The organism is Coralloluteibacterium thermophilum (genome assembly GCF_042654365.1).
Classification (GTDB): domain Bacteria; phylum Pseudomonadota; class Gammaproteobacteria; order Xanthomonadales; family Xanthomonadaceae; genus Coralloluteibacterium; species Coralloluteibacterium thermophilum.
Map to the genome: position 1 here is coordinate 1 of NZ_JBHSGG010000010.1, position 16,660 is coordinate 16,660.

A 16,660-nucleotide genomic window follows, 5' to 3' on the forward strand; every position below is an offset into this window, starting at 1 on the left:
GGACGAGCAGCACGAGATTCGCGAGGAGTGGCCGGACGAGTACGACGACGAGGGCAACCTGGTCCGTGCTGCGGGTAGTGCTGTTGTGCAGGAGGCGGCCCCGGCCGGAGACCGCTACAGCCTCCGCCCCAGCGAGCTAGCGTGGTTCGTGCTGCGCGGTCTCGCGCAGCGGCAAGAGAGCCTGGAGGCGCGCGTCGCGGCCTTGGAAGCGCAGTAGCGCGCGGCCGTTGATTCGCCGCGCACGGGGGGCACCCTGCGCAGCATGAACCGCGACCAGACCCTCGCAGTGCAGCGCATGCTCGGTGTTCCCGCCGATGGGGTCTACGGGCCGCGTACCCACCTCGCGCTGCTGGAGGCCATCTCGGTGCGGGGCGCGGCACCGGGCGAGGACCCGATCCTGATCGCCGAGCTTCGCCGAGACGAGGGCGTGGTGCCGCATGCCTACCAGGATCATCTCGGCTACTGGACCATCGGTGTCGGCCGACTCATCGACAAGCGGAAGGGCGGCCGGCTCACCGACGCCGAGATCAACCTGCTTCTGGCGAACGACATCGCGGCGTGCCGGTCGGATCTCGCCGACCTGCCGGCCTGGCGCGCCGTCCAAGACGACCCGGTGCGGGCGCGGGCGCTGATCAACATGCGGTTCCAGCTCGGCGGAGCGGGCCTGCGCGGCTTCACGAACTCTCTGGCGATGATCGAGCGGCGCGACTGGGCTGCGGCCGGCGCCAACCTCCGGAACTCGCTGTGGTACCGGCAGACGCCGACGCGAGCGGAGCGCGTCATCCGCATGATCGAGACGGGGCGGGCATGACGTTGGAGCTCGCCAGGGCGCTGCGGGAAGGATCCACCCGGCCGACGATGGCCGGCCTGGTCGTTGCGTCGCTGTTCCAGGGCCTCGCCATGGCGGCAGGGCCGGTCGGTTGGCTGGAGGGCGCGAGGCTGACCGCGCTTGGCTACGTCGCTGCGCCGGCGGGATGGGCGGCACTGCACTTCGGATCGGCACTGCTCATGGGGTGGCGCCTGCTGGACCGCAACAGCCGGCCGTGGTGCGCGTGGCTGTCCAACGGGCTGATGTGCCTGGTCTGGGTGCTGACGTACCTCGGCCCGGCCGTCCTGCTGAGCGATGCCAATGCCTTGGGCTCTCCGCTGGTCGTGCTGCCCCTCGGGGCGATGTGGGTCCTCATGCGGACAGGCGCGACGCCGCGCGACAGGAGGCAGGCGTGACCGATACGCAGATCCTGCTCACCTTCATCGGCACCCTGATCACGGTCATCACAGGCATCGTCGGCTTCCGAGCCCTCCGAAACGGCAAGGCGGAGGACGTGATCTACGAGGGGCTGACCCAAGACGCCAAGCGCTTGGGACAGTTGGTCGCGCGCCTCCGCACGCAGCTCGACGAGGAGATCGCGACGCGTCACGCGAACGAGCAGAAGCTGCGCCGCGACCTGGCGGAGGCCGAGGCCCTCATCGCGCGGTTCAAGGTCGAGGTGGACCTGCTGCGCTCCCAGGTCAAAGGTCTCGGCGCGGAGCCCGTAGCGTGATCCGCTACGTGTTCGCGGTGAGCCTCGCGGCTGGCCTGCTCTGGCTTGCATACCAGCTCGGCCGCGCGCACGAGGAGACGGAGCAGACCGCCGCATGTCACGACCGCATCGCAGGCATCGACGACGCCCTGAGGCGCGCAGCCGACGCCCGGGATCGGGCTGCGGTCCTCGCTGAGCGTGCCGCGCGCGCAGACACGGACGCCGAACGGAGCGCTGCCCGCGAGACCGCCGCCATCATCCAGGAGCGCATCATCCATGTGCCGATCGAAGTGCCTGCTGATTGCCGCGGCCCTGTTCCTGACGGCCTGCGCGACGCGGTCGAAGCTGCCCGAGCCGCCGCCAACGCTGCCGCCGGCGGTTGACTGCCGGGAGCCGGCGACCCCGGCTGTACCGCCGGTCCCTCTGGACTCGATCGAGGCGTGGATCCAGCACGGCCCCCGCTGGGCTGCGACTGTGCTGAGCATCCTGGAGGAGGAGAGGATCAACCGCCGCGGGGAACAGGCCTGCCTCGAGCGCCTGCGGGAGCAGGGCGTCATCCGATAGGCGCCGACTCAGCGAGGGGCGACGAGCGACTCCGCCTGCCTGCGCATCCACTCGTCGCGGTTCCGCAGCGGCGCGAACTCGTCGAGCGGGCGGCCGTGTAGGCACTCCAGGCCGCCGCAGTCCTCAGCGAGCTCGGGCCGCTGGACACCGCCGAGTTCGCGCCACGCGATCACTCGCCACTCCAATGTGCCTGTCGGCGCGTCGTCAGAGAGCCAGCCGGCGACAGCGCTGAAGTCGCCGACCCACCACTCGAGGTAGCCAGAAGCGGTGCGCGCGAGCAGCTCGCAGTGCTCCAGCAGCGGGGTGCTCAGCATCCGCCCGCGACCGTGGATCGAGTACGCGGTGTAGTCCCGGGGATCGCCTGGCTCGACGTCGGGGTGAGGCATTGCTGCGCTCCAGCGATGCGGTTTTCCTACCCCTCGGTGCGCGCCCTGCCGACGCGAGAGGGGCACGGGTGGGTCAATCTACCCCTGCCCCGGACGCCCTGGGCACACGCCGCGGCGCTGGCAGGGATGTGGAGTCGGCGCTCAAGGTCGAGGGCAAGACCCGGCGCCGGGGCTACGGCACCAAGAGCTGAACATGATCAGCTCGGCGTTGCGCGTTCGGAGAAAGCGCGACTACAATGGGCGTCTGCTGCGGGCGAGCACGATCCGGATCGGTTCGCTAAGATAAGGAACGTATCCTGCCCCCGCTACCAGCTCAGGATGTGAAAGAGCCTCCTAGTGAGGCTCTTTTCTTTCCTGGCCTGAGTCGGTTTTCCGCTCCGGGAACCGACGCCGGAACCTGGATGTACCGGAAAAGGGCCGTCGGGCCCTTTTTTGTTTTCCCCCCTCGCGACGGAAGCCATCGCCCTTGTCCAACAAGACAGACCAGATCGCCGAACTGCTGTCACCGACCGTGGCCGCGCTGGGCCTGGGTCTGGAACTGTGGGGCGTCGAATACCTGCCGGCACCGTCGCGTGCGCTGCTGCGCCTGTACATCGATGCGGGCGAGCGTCCCGTCACCCTGGACGACTGCGAGGCGGTCAGCCGCGAGGTGTCGGCGGTGCTCGACGTCGAGGATCCGATCTCCGGGCAGTACGTGCTCGAGGTCTCCTCGCCGGGGCTGGACCGCCCGCTGTTCGCGCCGGAGCATTTCGCGCGCTACCGCGGCGAGACGGTGAAGGTCACCCTGCGCCTGCCGCAGGACGGCCGGCGTCGCCTGCAGGGGCGCATCCTCCGCGCCGACGCCGCGGGCTTCGCGCTGGACGTCGACGGTGGCGAGGTCGCGGTCGCGCACGGCAACGTCGAGAAGGCGCGGGTGGTCCCGGACTTCGTGGCGCTCGGGCTGGACACCGCCGGCAAGACCGGCAAGGGCAAGAAGAACGCGCGTCGCGCCGATGGCGGCGCGCACGATTCCAACACTTCAGGCGACGAGTCGCCGGACGCGGAGCAGTAGGACCATGAGCAAGGAACTGTTGATGGTGGTCGAGGCGGTCGCCAACGAGAAGGGCGTGCCGCGCGAGGTGATCGTCGAGGCGATGGAGGCCGCGCTGGCCTCGGCCGCGAAGAAGCGCTATCCCGACCAGGACGTCGCCATGCGCGTCCACATCGACCCGAAGACCGGCGAGTACGAGACCTTCCGCCGCTGGGAGGTCGTGCCCGATGACGTCGTGATGGAGTCGCCCGAGCGCCAGATCCGCCTGATGGACGCGGTCGACGAGAAGGAAGGCGTCCAGGTCGGCGACTTCGTCGAGGAGCAGGTCGAGAACGCCGAGTTCGGCCGCATCGCCGCGCAGGCCGCCAAGCAGGTGATCGTGCAGCGCGTGCGCGAGGCCGAGCGCGCCCAGGTGGTCGACGCGTGGAAGGACCGCGTCGGCGAGCTGGTGATCGGCGTGGTCAAGCGCGCGGAGCGCGGCAACATCTACGTCGATCTGGGCGGCAACGCCGAGGCCTTCATCCCGAAGGACAAGGGCATCCCGCGCGACGTGCTGCGCCCGGGCGACCGCGTGCGCGGCTATCTCTACGACGTGCGTTCCGAGGTCCGCGGCCCGCAGCTGTTCATCAGCCGCGCCGCGCCGGAATTCATGATGGAGCTGTTCAAGCTCGAGGTGCCGGAGGTCGGGCAGGGCCTGGTCGAGATCAAGGCCGCCGCCCGCGACCCGGGCGACCGCGCCAAGATCGCCGTCATCGCCCACGACACCCGTACCGATCCCATCGGCGCCTGCATCGGCATGCGCGGCTCGCGCGTGCAGGCGGTGTCCAACGAGCTCAACGGCGAGCGCATCGACATCGTGCTGTGGTCGGACAACCCGGCCCAGCTGGTGATCAACGCCATGGCCCCGGCCGAGGTGCAGTCGATCATCGTCGACGAAGAGAAGCACTCGATGGACCTCGCGGTCGCCGAGGACAAGCTCGCGCAGGCGATCGGCAAGGGTGGCCAGAACGTGCGCCTCGCCAGCCGCCTGACCGGCTGGCAGCTCAACGTGATGACCCAGGACCAGGTGGTCGCCAAGAGCGAGGCCGAGCAGGCCGCCGCCCGCGCCCTGTTCCAGGAGAAGCTGGAGGTCGACGAGGAGATCGCCGGCATCCTGGTCACCGAGGGCTTCACCACCATCGAGGAGATCGCCTACGTCCCGGTCGGCGAGCTGCTGGCGGTCGAGGGCTTCGACGAGGACATCGTCGAGGAACTCCGCGCCCGCGCCCGCGACGCGCTGCTCAACGAGGCGCTGGCGGTCGAGGAAGGCCTCGAGGAGAACAAGCCGGCGGACGACCTGCTGGCGCTGCCGGGCATGGACGAGGCCACCGCCTACGTCATGGCCGCCCGCGGCATCGTCAGCGCGGACGACCTGGCCGAGCAGGCGGTCGACGACATCCTCGACATCGAGGGGATGGACGCCGAGCACGCCGCGGCGCTGATCCTCGCGGCCCGCGCCGCCGAGATCGAGCGCCTGGAGAAGGCGGGCTGAGCCCGCCGGACCCGGCAAGAGTAGAATCCCGAGCCCGGCAACGGGCCCAAGTCAAGGGGGCGCGCCAAAGGGCGCGACCCGAAGCAGGAACAGGAAGTCACATGTCCGAAGTCACCGTACGTACGCTCGCCAAGCTGGTCGGCACGCCCGTCGAGAAGCTCATGGAGCAGCTCGCCGACGCGGGCATGACCTTCAGCGGGCCGGACCAGGTGGTGACGCCGACCGAGAAGATGAAGCTGCTTGGCTTCCTGCGCCGCACTCACGGCAAGGCGGAGAAGCCCACCGAGGCGGAGACGCCCAAGCAGATCACGCTCAAGCGCCGCAAGGTGCAGGAGATCACGGTCGCCGCCGGCAAGAGCAAGACCACCGTCAACGTCGAGGTCCGGCAGAAGCGCACCTACGTCAAGCGGACCGAGGTCGAGGGTTCGCCCGACGCGGAGCGCGAGGAGGCCCAGCGCAAGCTCGAGGAATCGCGCAGCCAGCAGGCCGCCGAGGAGCAGGCGCGCCAGGAGGCCGAGGCCGCCCGCAGCGAGGCCGAGCGCGAGGCCGAGGCCCGGCGCCTCGAGGCCGAGGCGCAGGCCGCTCAGGAAGCCGCCGCGCGCGAGGAGGCCGAGCGTGCCGAGGCCGAGGCGCGCGCGCGCGCCGAAGCGATCGCCTCGCGGCCGCCGCGCACCGTCGACGAGGACCGCATCTCGATCCGTCCCGCCAATCCCACCATCCTCATCGACACGCGCAAGCGCGACGAGGAGCGCCGTGCCGCTGCGGCCGCCGCCGCGGCCATGCCCGCCGCGCCGGCGCTGGCGCCGGGCGGCCGTCCGGGCAAGGGCGCCCGCGGCGGTGCCGACGAGCGCGAGGAGCGTGGCGGCAAGCGCTTCGGCTCGGGGCCGATGCACCTCTCCGACAGCGACCGCGCGCGGCGCAGCTCCGGCAAGAAGAAGGGCGTCCGCGGCCGCATGGCCGAGCCGGCCCGCACCGGCGGCGGCGCCCACGGCTTCGCGCGTCCGACCGCGCCGGTGGCCCGCGAGGTCGCCATCGGCGACAACATCGTCGTGTCCGATCTCGCGCAGAAGCTGGCGATCAAGGGCGCCGACGTGGTCAAGGCGCTGTTCAAGATGGGCGTGATGGCGACCATCAACCAGTCGATCGACCACGACACCGCCGTGCTTGTGGTCGAGGAGCTCGGCCATACCGCCGTCCGCGCCCAGGAGAACGACGCCGAGTCCGCGCTCGAGGCGCACCTGGAGCTCGACGGCGAGCGCAGCGCCCGTCCGCCGGTGGTCACCATCATGGGCCACGTCGACCACGGCAAGACCTCGCTGCTGGACTACATCCGCCGCACCAAGGTCGCCTCGGGCGAGGCGGGCGGCATCACCCAGCACATCGGCGCCTATCACGTCGAGACCGACAAGGGCGTGGTCAGCTTCCTCGACACCCCGGGCCATGCGGCCTTCACCTCGATGCGCGCCCGCGGCGCCAAGCTCACCGACATCGTGGTGCTGGTGGTGGCGGCCGACGACGGCGTCATGCCGCAGACGATCGAGGCGATCCAGCACGCGCGCGCCGCGAAGGTGCCGCTGATCGTCGCCATCAACAAGATCGACAAGTCCGATGCCAACCCCGACCGCGTGAAGCAGGAGCTGATCCAGCACGACGTGGTCGCCGAGGACTTCGGCGGCGACGTGCAGATGGTCCCGATCTCGGCCAAGACCGGCCAGGGCGTCGACGACCTGCTCGATGCGATCGTCCTGCAGGCCGAGGTGCTCGAACTGACCGCGGTGTACGATGCCCGCGCCGCCGGCGTGGTCGTCGAGGCCGCGCTGGACAAGGGCCGCGGCCCGGTGGCGACCGTGCTGGTGCAGCAGGGCACGCTCAACCGCGGCGACTACATGGTGTGCGGCGTGCACTACGGCCGCGTCCGCGCGCTGTTCGACGAGAACGGCAAGCAGGTGCAGTCCGCGGGCCCGTCGATCCCCGTGCAGGTGCTCGGCCTGTCGGGCGTGTCCGCGGCCGGCGACGACTTCGTGGTCGTGGCCGACGAGCGCCTGGCGAAGGAGGTCGCGCAGCAGCGCGAGGCCAAGCTGCGCGAGTCGCGCCTCGGCGCGCAGGGCGCACAGCGCATGGAGGACATCATGGCCCAGATGGGCCAGGGCGATCAGCAGCAGCTGAACCTGGTCATCAAGGCGGACGTCCAGGGTTCGGCGGAGGCGCTGCGCGAGGCGCTGACGGCGCTCTCGAACGACATGATCAAGATCAACGTGATCGTGTCGGGCGTGGGCGGCATCACCGAGTCCGACGCCACCCGCGCGGCGGCCTCCAAGGCCACCATCATCGGCTTCAACGTCCGTGCGGACGCCTCCGCGCGCAAGGTCATCGAGACCAGCGGCCTGGATCTGCGCTACTTCTCGATCATCTACGACGTCATCGACCAGGTGAAGCAGGTCGCCTCGGGCCTCCTCGGCATGGAGATCCGCGAGGAGATCATCGGCACCGCCGAGGTGCGCGACGTGTTCCGCAGCTCCAAGTTCGGCGCGGTCGCCGGCTCGATGGTGGTCGAGGGCGTGGTGCGCCGGAACAAGCCGATCCGCGTGCTCCGCGACAACACGGTCATCTTCGAGGGCGAGCTGGAGTCGTTGCGCCGCTTCAAGGAGAACGTCGACGAGGTGCGCGCCGGCACCGAGTGCGGCATCGCGGTGAAGCAGTACAACGACGTCAAGCCGGGCGACCAGATCGAGTGCTTCGAGCGCATCGAAGTCGCGCGGACGCTCTGATCCGATGCCCGGCAACAAGTCCTTCCACCGCACCGACCGCGTCGCAGCCCAGCTGCGGCGCGAGATCGGCCAGCTCGTGCACGCGGCGGTCCGCGAGCACGGGCTGCCGTCGATGAGCGTGTCGGACGTCGAGGTCACGCGCGACCTCGCCCACGCCAAGGTGTTCGTCACCGTGCTCCAGGCGGAGCGCGCGGCGGAGGGCGTCAAGGCGCTCAGGGAGCTCGCGCGGGAGATCCGCTTCCAGCTCGGGCGCATGCTGCGCATGCGCTCGATCCCCGAGCTGCACTTCCACCACGACGATTCCATGGACCGCGGCCAGCGCATCGACGCGCTGCTGCGCGACGTGGCCGCCGGCGAGTCCGACGCAGCAGTCAGCGACGACGATGCCGACGCGGGCGATGCGGATCCCTCGGCGCGCTGAGCGCCGAGGCCCGTCGGCCGGGTCGTTCTCCGCCAGACCATGAGCGCGCCGCGTTCCCGTACCGCCTTCCGCGAGCTGGACGGCATCCTGCTGCTGGACAAGCCCCAGGGCCTGAGCTCCAACCAGGCGCTGCAGCGTGCGCGGCATCTGCTGCGCGCGGCCAAGGCCGGCCACACCGGCGCCCTCGATCCGCTCGCGACCGGACTGCTGCCGCTGTGCTTCGGCGAGGCGACCAAGCTCGCCGGCGGCCTGCTGGGCGCGCGCAAGGCCTACCGCACCACCGCCATCCTCGGCCGCACCACCGATACCGAGGATGCCGACGGGCAGGTCCTGCGCGAGCGTCCCGTGCCCGCCCTCGATGCCGCCCTCGTCGAGCGCACCCTGGCGCCGCTGCGCGGGCGCATCCGGCAGCGTCCGCCGATCTACTCCGCCCTCAAGCAGGGCGGGGAACCGCTGTACGCGAAGGCGCGGCGCGGCGAGGCCATCGAGGTTCCCGAACGCGAGGTCGAGGTGCACCGCTTCGAGTGCCTGCGCATCGACGACGGGCGCATCGAGCTGGAGGTGGAGTGCGGCTCCGGCACCTACGTGCGCAGCCTGGTGCGTGACCTCGGGGAGGCGCTCGGCTGCGGCGCCCACGTCGGCGCGCTGCGGCGGCTGTGGGTGGATCCCTTCCGCGCCGTGCCCATGCACACCCTGGACGCCCTGCGCGAGCGCGCCGGGCGCGACGGTGCCGAGGCCCTGGACGCGCTGGTGCTGCCGGTCGAGGCCGCGCTGGTCGCGTGGCCGCGGCTCGAACTCGCCGCCGACGAGGCCTTCCGCTTCGCCCGGGGCCAGCGCGTGCGGCTGGCGCCCGGCCGCGCGGGCGAGGGCGAGACCGCGGTGTACGGCGCGGACGGCCGCGCGCTGGGCCTGGCCCGGATCGACGCGGGCGGGCTGCTGCATCCGCAGCGGTTGTTCCGCTGGGCCGCGGCCGCGACGGGCGCCTGAAGGCGTCGTGGCGGGGTCTGCGCCCTTCACGCCGCCTGCACGCGGGACTCGCCTTGTTCCTAAGCCTGCGGCCGGGCTACAATTTCGCGCCTTTTTCCTGGCAACACCCAACCGGCGGGCGCAGCGGTGCGTCGCGGTCGATCGTCAGATCGGCCGGATTCGCGTTTCTGCACGCTACGCATCTAGAGAGCACACATGTCCATCGACACCCAGAAGATCATTGAAGAGTACAAGCGCGGCCCGAACGACACCGGCTCGCCGGAAGTCCAGATCGCGCTGCTGTCGGCCCGCATCGAGCAGCTGACCGGCCACTTCAAGATCCACAAGCACGACCATCATTCCCGCCGTGGCCTGCTCATGCTGGTCAACCAGCGCCGCAGCCTGCTCGACTACCTGAAGAGCAAGGACGCCGAGCGCTACCGCGATCTGATCGGCCGTCTCGGTATCCGTCGTTAATCCGGCGCGAGCCGAGGAGAGAACTACGTGGCAAAAGTAACCAAGACGTTCCAGTACGGACACCACCAGGTCACTCTGGAAACGGGCGAAATTGCCCGTCAGGCCGGCGGCGCCGTGCTTGTCAGTGTCGACGGTACCGTGGTGCTGGTCACCGCCGTCGGCAACAAGAACGTGCGCGAGGGCATGGACTTCTTCCCGCTCACGGTGGACTACCAGGAGAAGTTCTACGCCGGCGGACGCATCCCCGGCGGCTTCTTCAAGCGTGAGGCGCGCCCGAGCGAGAAGGAGACGCTGACCTCGCGTCTGATCGACCGCCCGATCCGTCCGCTGTTCCCGGAAGGCTTCCACAACGAAGTCCAGATCATCGCGACCGTCGTCTCGCTGAATCCGGAGGTCGACGGCGACATCCCGGCTCTCATCGGCGCCTCCGCGGCGCTCGCCCTCTCGGGCCTGCCCTTCGCCGGCCCGATCGGTGCCGCCAAGGTCGGCTACAAGGACGGCCAGTACCTGCTCAACCCGACCGCCACCGAGCTCAAGGAGTCCAAGCTCGAGCTCGTGGTCGCCGGTACCGCCAACGCGGTGCTGATGGTCGAGTCCGAGGCGGAGCTGCTGTCCGAGGACGTGATGCTCGGCGCGGTGATGTTCGGCCACCGCGAGATGCAGGCCGCGATCAACGCCATCAACGAGCTGGCCGCCGAAGTCGGCGTCGCCAAGTGGGACTGGCAGGCGCCGGCCCGCAACGAGGCGCTGGTGTCGGCGCTCAAGGCGCAGGTGGGCGATCGCCTGACCCAGGCCTTCACCATCCGCAACAAGCTCGAGCGCCGCGACGCCATCGCGGCGATCAAGAAGGAAGTGCTCGCCGCCGTCGCCCCGCACGCCGAGGCCAGCGGCTGGTCGCAGGCCGAACTCGCCAAGGAGTTCGGCGAGCTCGAGTACCAGACCATGCGCCAGGCCGTGCTGACCTCCAAGGTCCGCATCGACGGCCGCGCGCTGGACACCGTGCGCCCGATCACCACCCGCGTCGGCGTGCTGCCGCGCACCCACGGCTCGGCGCTGTTCACCCGTGGCGAGACCCAGGCGCTGGTGGTCACCACCCTCGGTACCGCGCGCGACGGCCAGGTCATCGACGCCGTCTCGGGCGAGTACAAGGAACACTTCCTGTTCCACTACAACTTCCCGCCGTACTCGGTGGGCGAGGCCGGCCGCATGATGGGCCCGAAGCGTCGCGAGATCGGCCACGGCCGCCTCGCCAAGCGCGGCGTGCTCGCGGTGATGCCGACGATGGAGGAGTTCCCCTACACCATCCGCGTGGTGTCGGAGATCACCGAGTCGAACGGCTCGTCCTCGATGGCCTCGGTGTGCGGTTCCTCCCTGGCGCTGATGGACGCGGGCGTGCCGGTCAAGGCGCCGGTCGCGGGCATCGCCATGGGCCTGGTGAAGGAAGGCGACGAGTTCGTGGTGCTGTCCGACATCCTCGGCGACGAGGACCACCTCGGCGACATGGACTTCAAGGTGGCCGGTACCGCCGAGGGCATCTCCGCCCTGCAGATGGACATCAAGATCGAGGGCATCACCGAGGAGATCATGAAGGTGGCGCTGAACCAGGCGAAGGCCGGTCGGCTGCACATCCTCGGCGAGATGGCGAACTCGCTCTCCGCCCCGCGTGGCGAGCTGTCGGACTTCGCGCCGCGCCTGCTCACGCTCAAGATCCATCCGGACAAGATCCGCGAGGTGATCGGCAAGGGTGGCTCGACCATCCAGGCCATCACCAAGGAGACCGGCACGCAGATCGACATCCAGGACGACGGCACCATCGTCATCGCCTCGGTCAACGCGGCGGCCGCGCAGGCGGCGAAGTCGCGCATCGAGCAGATCACGTCCGACGTCGAGCCGGGCCGGATCTACGAGGGCAAGGTCGCCAAGATCATGGACTTCGGCGCCTTCGTCACCATCGCCCCGGGCAAGGACGGCCTCGTGCACGTCTCGCAGATCTCCAGCGAGCGCGTCGAGAAGGTCTCCGACAAGCTCAAGGAAGGCGACGTGGTCAAGGTCAAGGTGCTCGAGGTCGACAAGCAGGGCCGCATCCGCCTGTCGATCAAGGCCATCGAGGAAGACGCCGCCGCCCAGGCCTGACCGGCCGCAGCGCAGCGATGAGGAAGGCGGGCTTCGGCCCGCCTTTTTCTTTGCCTGTTCGACAGCGAAGTGGAGCCGCGCTGCGCGCTCACCCCCATCCCGGCCTTCCCCCGCAGGCGGGGGAAGGAGCGGGTCGCGCGGGCATGGAGCCTTCGCTCCGCCGTCGTGCACGCGAAGCGCCGCTGTTACCCCCTCCCCCGCGGACAGCGGGGGAGGGCTGGGGAGGGGCGCCTGGGGCAGGAGTGAGTGAGGAGGAGCGAGAACCGAGGAACGTGCGGCTGCTCATTCTCGTTTCCTCTCCGCTCGCGTCGAGCCGCGCTGTGCGCGCTCACCCCCATCCCGGCCTTCCCCCGCAGGCGGGGGAAGGAGCGGGTCGCGCGGGCATGGAGCCTTCGCTCCTCCATCGTGCACGCGAAGCACCGCTCTTACCCCCTCCCCCGCGGACAGCGGGGGAGGGCTGGGGAGGGGGCGCCTGGGGCAGGAGTGAGTGAGGAGGAGCGAGAACCGAGGAACGTGCGGCTGCTCATCCTCGTTTCCTCTCCGCTCACGTCGAGCCGCGCGCTGCGCGCGCTCCCCCATCCCAGCCTTCCCCCGCAGGCAGGGGAAGGAGCGGGTCGCGTGGGCATGGAGCCTTCGCTCCTCCATCGTGCACGCGAAGCACCGCTCTTACCCCCTCCCCCGCGGACAGCGGGAGGGCTGGGGAGGGGGCGCTTGGGGCAGGAGTGAGTGAGGAGGAGCGAGAGCCGAGGAACATGCGGCTGCTCATCCCGTTTCTTCTCCGCTCGCGTCGAGCCGCGCGCTGCGCGCGCTCACCCCCATCCCGGCCTTCCCCCGCAGGCGGGGGAAGGAGTGGGTCGCGTGGGCGTGGAGCTTCTCGCTCGCCATCGTGCACGCGAAGCGCCGCTGTTACTCCCTCCCCCGCGGACAGCGGGGGAGGGCTGGGGAGGGGGCGCTTTGTCCGGGGCGCGAGAAAGGGGAATGAGAAACGAGGAGGCTGCGCGCCCACTCGTTTCTCACTCCTCCCACTCGCTCCTCTCGTTCACCGCCGTCACACCCACCCGGTGAGGTAGAACAGGCCGATCACCACGAACACCACCGCCGTGCTGATCACGGTGATGGCGAAGATGTCGCCGTAGGACTGGCGGTGGGTGAGGCCGGTGACCGCGAGCAGGGTGATGACCGCACCGTTGTGGGGCAGGGTGTCCATGCCGCCGGAGGCCATCGCGGCGACGCGGTGCAGCACGTCCATCGGAATGCCCGCGGCCTGGGCGTTGGCGATGAAGCTCTCGGCCATCGCGGCCAGGGCGATGCTCATGCCGCCCGAGGCCGAGCCGGTGATGCCGGCGAGCGCGGTCACCGTGATCGCCTCGTTGACCAGTGGATCGGGGATGGCGTTGAGGCTGTTGGCGACCAGCAGGAAGCCGGGCAGGGCGGCGATCACCGCGCCGAAGCCGTACTCGGATGCGGTGTTCATCGAGGCCAGCAGGGCGCCGCCGATCGCCGTCCTGGTGCCGTCGGCGAACTTCCGCGTCACCGGCCGCCATGCCAGTGCCAGCACCGCCAGGATGCCGACCAGCAGCGCACCCTGCACCGCCCAGATCGCCGCCACCCGGGGGACCTCCTGCACCACCGGCGCCACATCGCCCATGACCGCAGGGACGAAGCTGTGCACGTCGCCGTACAGGTAGGGGATGAGGAGGGTGAACAGCTTGTTCGACACGCCCACCAGCACCAGCGGCAGCAGCGCGACCAGCGGATGGGCGAGGCGGTCGCCGACGTAGGGCTCGGGCTCGTTGCGCAGGTCGGTGCCGTAGCCCTCGCCGGCGGCGAGCGCGCGTCGCCGGCGCCATTCGAGGTAGGCCATGCCCAGCGCGAGGATCAGCACCGAGCCCACCGTGCCCAGCACCGGCGCGGCCCAGGAGTCCGTGCCGAAGAACGCGGTCGGGATGATGTTCTGGATCTGCGGCGTGCCGGGCAGCGCCATCATGGTGAAGGTGAAGGCGCCCAGCGCGATGGTGCCGGGAATGAGCCGCTTGGGGATGTCGCTCTGGCGGAACAGCTCCGCCGCGAACGGATAGACCGCGAACACGACGACGAACAGCGACACGCCGCCGTAGGTCAGCAGCGCGCACACCGCGACGATCGACAGCATCGCGCGCTGCGCGCCGAACAGGCGGATGGTCGCGGCGACGATGGACTTGGAGAAGCCGGAGATCTCGATCAGCTTGCCGAAGATGGCGCCGAGCATGAAGACCGGGAAGTACAGCTTGAGGAAGCCCGCCATCTTGTCCATGAACAGGCCGGTGAACATCGGCGCCACCAGGGACGGGTCGGTCAGCAGCACCGCGCCCAGCGCCGCCACCGGGGCGAAGATGATCACGCTGTAGCCCCTGTAGGCGACGAACATCAGGAAGCTCAGCGCCGCAAGGACGATCAGGAAGGACATCAGGCGCTCCGTACGCGGTTTTTTCCCCGGCGCCGAGTGTCGAAGCCCGCGGGCGCGCATCCCACTGGACCAAGGTACGATGCCGCCGCGCGCGCACCCCGCCTAGGCTCTCGCGTCATCGGTCGGACTCCGGCCGCACGACAAGAACACCCAAAGGGGAGAGGACCATGCAGCGCACCCATCTGAGTCTGGCCGTGGGCGTCGCCCTCGCGCTGTCCGGCACCGCACTCGCGCAGGACACGCCGCAGGCGACCGCCGCCGGCAGCGACCGCCCGAGTGCGCAGACGCTCGACACCATCACCGTCACCGCGCGCCGCCGCGAGGAGTCGGCCCAGGACGTGCCGGTGGCGGTCACCGCCTTCGACCAGGACGACCTGCGCGAGCTGCAGGCGAACAACGTCGACGGCCTGCAGGGCGCCGTGCCCAACCTCAACATCGTGCAGGGCCGCGGCTCGTCGAACAGCGTCAACGTGTTCATCCGCGGCATCGGCCAGCCCGACGCGCTGCAGACCTTCGATCCCGGCGTCGGCATGTACGTCGACGACGTCTACTACTCGCGCATCAACGGTGCGCTGTTCAGCCTGTTCGACATCCAGCAGGTGGAAGTGCTGCGCGGGCCGCAGGGCACGCTGTACGGCAAGAACTCCACCGGCGGCGCGATCAAGGTCACCACGCGCACGCCGGGGCAGGAGCGCGAGGGCGCGGTCGAGCTGACGGTCGGCGACCACGGCCGGCTGGAGCAGCGCTTCTACGGCGCCATGCCCTTCAGCGACACCGTCTCTGCCAGCCTCGCGGCGGTGAACACCGACAACGATGGCTACGTGCGCGATCCCGACACCGGCCGCCGCTTCAACGAGGACGACACCCGCGCCGCGCGCCTCAAGCTCGCGGTCACGCCGTCGGACGACTTCAGCGCGGTGTTCAGCGTGGACTACACCCGCCAGAACAACGCGCTCACCCTCGGCCGTCCCGAGGCGCCGCTGATCCAGACCGACCTGGCGCTGGGCAACGTGGTGCTGCTGCCGGCGCCCACCGGGGAGTACGACTTCCGCTCGCGCACCTCGTTCGGTCCCGACCAGGGCCAGGAGCTCACCCACAAGGGCGGTTCGGCGACGCTCACCTGGAACGGCGGCGACTGGACCTTCAAGAGCATCACCGGCTACCGGCGCCTGGAGACGGCGTCCTTCATCGACATCGACGCCTCCGAGTACGAGCTGGGCGACGTCTTCGTCGGCCTGAACCAGCGCCAGGTCAGCCAGGAACTGCAGCTGCAGTTCGACAACGGCTCCAATTTCCAGGGCGTGTACGGCCTGTATTACCTCAACGAGGTGGTGCCGTCGGAGCAGATCGCCTTCGGCGACGACATCTTCGCCTTCGCCGGCGCGCCGCTGGCCTTCCGCCGCACCATCGCCGACCACCTCGACACCGAGAGCTACGCGGCCTTCGTGCACACCACCTGGGAGTTCGTGCCGACCTGGACCCTGTCCACCGGCCTGCGCTACACCAGCGAGACCAAGGACTACGCGCGCACCACCAGCACGTTCTGGGGCGCGCCGTTCGAGTCGCTCGACGAGACCGTGGCCTTCGAGGCCCGCGGCAGCTGGGACGCCTGGACGCCCTCGATCAGCCTGCAGAAGGCCTTCAGCGACGAGCTGATGGGCTACGTCTCCGCGAACCGCGGCTTCAAGTCCGGCGGCTTCAACGGCCGCGCCAACAACGCCGCCGAGGTGGCCAACGCCGAGTTCGATCCCGAGACCGTCTGGACCTACGAGGCCGGCCTCAAGTTCGCCTCGGCGAACCGCCGCCTGCAGGGCGGTGTGGCCGCCTTCCGCAGCGAGTACAAGGACTTCCAGGCCCGCGTGGCCGGCGAGACGCCGAGCGACTTCCCGGTCATCAACGCCGCGGCGCTGACCATCGACGGCGTCGAGTTCGAAGGCGTGGCGCTGCTGGGGCAGGGCACCCGCCTCTCGGGCCAGGTGTCCTGGCTCGATGCGAGCTACGACCGCTTCGACGATCCGCGCACCGACCCGGCCTCGCCGTTCTACAACCCGAGCGTCAGCCACGCGCACGTGCCGTTCTCGCCGGAGTGGAGCGCCCGCATCGCGCTGACCCAGAGCTTCTACATCGGCGATGCCGGCGTGCTGACCGTGGGCGCGGACGCGTCCTACCGCGACGACACCTGGCTGTCGGTCGACAACCGCGACGTGCTGAAGCAGGACGCCTACACCGTCTACGGCCTGTTCGGCGTGTGGGACTCGCCCGACTATCGCTGGCAGGTGCGCGCCGGCGTGCGCAACCTGACCGACGAGGTGTACAAGACCGACGGCCAGGAGTTCTCCAACGTGGCGAACATCCAGACCGCCTACTACGCATGGCCGCGCAACTACTACGCGTCGGTCCGCTACAACTTCTGACGGA

Annotated in this window: 15 protein-coding genes; 13 read left to right on the forward strand and 2 right to left on the reverse strand. The window is 70.0% G+C overall.

Annotated elements, in window-relative coordinates:
* The 5 genes from ACFO3Q_RS04135 to ACFO3Q_RS04155 all read left to right on the forward strand — a co-directional run.
* A partial coding sequence (locus ACFO3Q_RS04135) for a hypothetical protein (protein WP_377003371.1) occupies positions 1–217 on the forward strand: 217 nt, incomplete at its 5' end.
* A gap of 45 nt (positions 218–262) precedes the next feature.
* On the forward strand, positions 263–811 hold the full coding sequence (locus tag ACFO3Q_RS04140; protein WP_377003372.1) for a glycoside hydrolase family protein: 549 nt from the start codon (positions 263–265) through the stop codon (positions 809–811).
* Entirely contained in the window at positions 808–1,224 is a 417-nt protein-coding gene (locus ACFO3Q_RS04145; protein WP_377003373.1) for a hypothetical protein, read from the forward strand. Before ACFO3Q_RS04140 ends, ACFO3Q_RS04145 begins: the two co-directional genes overlap by 4 nt.
* The gene (locus ACFO3Q_RS04150; RefSeq protein ID WP_377003374.1) at positions 1,221–1,541 is read left to right on the forward strand and encodes a hypothetical protein; all 321 of its coding nucleotides are present in this window, start codon (positions 1,221–1,223) and stop codon (positions 1,539–1,541) included. Before ACFO3Q_RS04145 ends, ACFO3Q_RS04150 begins: the two co-directional genes overlap by 4 nt.
* Positions 1,538–1,903 (forward strand): hypothetical protein, encoded by a 366-nt coding sequence (locus ACFO3Q_RS04155; RefSeq protein ID WP_377003375.1) that lies wholly within the window; start codon positions 1,538–1,540, stop codon positions 1,901–1,903. The genes ACFO3Q_RS04150 and ACFO3Q_RS04155 overlap by 4 nt, the downstream gene beginning before the upstream one ends.
* 189 nt (positions 1,904–2,092) lie before the next feature.
* Here the strand turns inward: ACFO3Q_RS04155 and ACFO3Q_RS04160 are convergent, their stop codons facing one another.
* Positions 2,093–2,470, reverse strand: coding sequence for a hypothetical protein (locus tag ACFO3Q_RS04160; protein ID WP_377003376.1), 378 nt, complete (start codon positions 2,468–2,470; stop codon positions 2,093–2,095).
* A 466-nt stretch (positions 2,471–2,936) separates the two neighbouring features.
* On the opposite strand from ACFO3Q_RS04160, the gene rimP reads away from it, so the two are divergent.
* From rimP to pnp, 7 genes are all read left to right on the forward strand, one after another.
* On the forward strand, positions 2,937–3,521 hold the full coding sequence (gene rimP, locus ACFO3Q_RS04165) for a ribosome maturation factor RimP (RefSeq protein WP_377003377.1): 585 nt from the start codon (positions 2,937–2,939) through the stop codon (positions 3,519–3,521).
* 4 nt (positions 3,522–3,525) lie between these two features.
* Positions 3,526–5,031: a transcription termination factor NusA gene (gene nusA, locus ACFO3Q_RS04170; RefSeq protein ID WP_377003378.1), complete on the forward strand. Its 1,506-nt coding sequence runs from the start codon at positions 3,526–3,528 to the stop codon at positions 5,029–5,031.
* Between the two features lie 101 nt (positions 5,032–5,132).
* Positions 5,133–7,799 (forward strand): translation initiation factor IF-2, encoded by a 2,667-nt coding sequence (gene infB / locus ACFO3Q_RS04175; protein WP_377003379.1) that lies wholly within the window; start codon positions 5,133–5,135, stop codon positions 7,797–7,799.
* 4 nt (positions 7,800–7,803) lie between these two features.
* Positions 7,804–8,220 carry a 30S ribosome-binding factor RbfA gene (gene rbfA, locus ACFO3Q_RS04180; RefSeq protein ID WP_377003380.1) on the forward strand — a complete coding sequence of 139 codons (417 nt, stop codon included), beginning with the start codon at positions 7,804–7,806 and terminating at the stop codon, positions 8,218–8,220.
* 39 nt (positions 8,221–8,259) lie between these two features.
* Positions 8,260–9,207, forward strand: coding sequence for a tRNA pseudouridine(55) synthase TruB (gene truB, locus ACFO3Q_RS04185; protein ID WP_377003381.1), 948 nt, complete (start codon positions 8,260–8,262; stop codon positions 9,205–9,207).
* 195 nt (positions 9,208–9,402) lie between these two features.
* Positions 9,403–9,663: a 30S ribosomal protein S15 gene (gene rpsO, locus ACFO3Q_RS04190; RefSeq protein WP_377003382.1), complete on the forward strand. Its 261-nt coding sequence runs from the start codon at positions 9,403–9,405 to the stop codon at positions 9,661–9,663.
* A gap of 27 nt (positions 9,664–9,690) precedes the next feature.
* Positions 9,691–11,796, forward strand: a complete 2,106-nt coding sequence (pnp, locus tag ACFO3Q_RS04195; protein WP_377003383.1) for a polyribonucleotide nucleotidyltransferase — start codon at positions 9,691–9,693, stop codon at positions 11,794–11,796.
* Positions 11,797–12,844: 1,048 nt separating this feature from the next.
* Here pnp and ACFO3Q_RS04200 read toward each other — a convergent pair.
* On the reverse strand, positions 12,845–14,242 hold the full coding sequence (locus ACFO3Q_RS04200; protein WP_377003384.1) for a GntP family permease: 1,398 nt from the start codon (positions 14,240–14,242) through the stop codon (positions 12,845–12,847).
* A 167-nt stretch (positions 14,243–14,409) separates the two neighbouring features.
* Here ACFO3Q_RS04200 and ACFO3Q_RS04205 point away from each other — a divergent pair, with 167 nt between their 5' ends.
* Positions 14,410–16,656, forward strand: coding sequence for a TonB-dependent receptor (locus tag ACFO3Q_RS04205; protein WP_377003385.1), 2,247 nt, complete (start codon positions 14,410–14,412; stop codon positions 16,654–16,656).
* Positions 16,657–16,660: the final 4 nt, after the last annotated feature.

Bases quoted from the DNA above. Each gene is read 5' to 3' on its own strand.
- ACFO3Q_RS04140 (WP_377003372.1), top strand. From the start codon at position 263: ATGAACCGCGACCAGACCCTCGCAGTGCAGCGCATGCTCGGTGTTCCC.
- ACFO3Q_RS04145 (WP_377003373.1), top strand. From the start codon at position 808: ATGACGTTGGAGCTCGCCAGGGCGCTGCGGGAAGGATCCACCCGGCCG.
- ACFO3Q_RS04160 (WP_377003376.1), bottom strand. From the start codon at position 2,470: ATGCCTCACCCCGACGTCGAGCCAGGCGATCCCCGGGACTACACCGCG.
- nusA (WP_377003378.1), top strand. From the start codon at position 3,526: ATGAGCAAGGAACTGTTGATGGTGGTCGAGGCGGTCGCCAACGAGAAG.
- infB (WP_377003379.1), top strand. From the start codon at position 5,133: ATGTCCGAAGTCACCGTACGTACGCTCGCCAAGCTGGTCGGCACGCCC.
- rbfA (WP_377003380.1), top strand. From the start codon at position 7,804: ATGCCCGGCAACAAGTCCTTCCACCGCACCGACCGCGTCGCAGCCCAG.
- truB (WP_377003381.1), top strand. From the start codon at position 8,260: ATGAGCGCGCCGCGTTCCCGTACCGCCTTCCGCGAGCTGGACGGCATC.
- rpsO (WP_377003382.1), top strand. From the start codon at position 9,403: ATGTCCATCGACACCCAGAAGATCATTGAAGAGTACAAGCGCGGCCCG.
- ACFO3Q_RS04200 (WP_377003384.1), bottom strand. From the start codon at position 14,242: ATGTCCTTCCTGATCGTCCTTGCGGCGCTGAGCTTCCTGATGTTCGTC.
- ACFO3Q_RS04205 (WP_377003385.1), top strand. From the start codon at position 14,410: ATGCAGCGCACCCATCTGAGTCTGGCCGTGGGCGTCGCCCTCGCGCTG.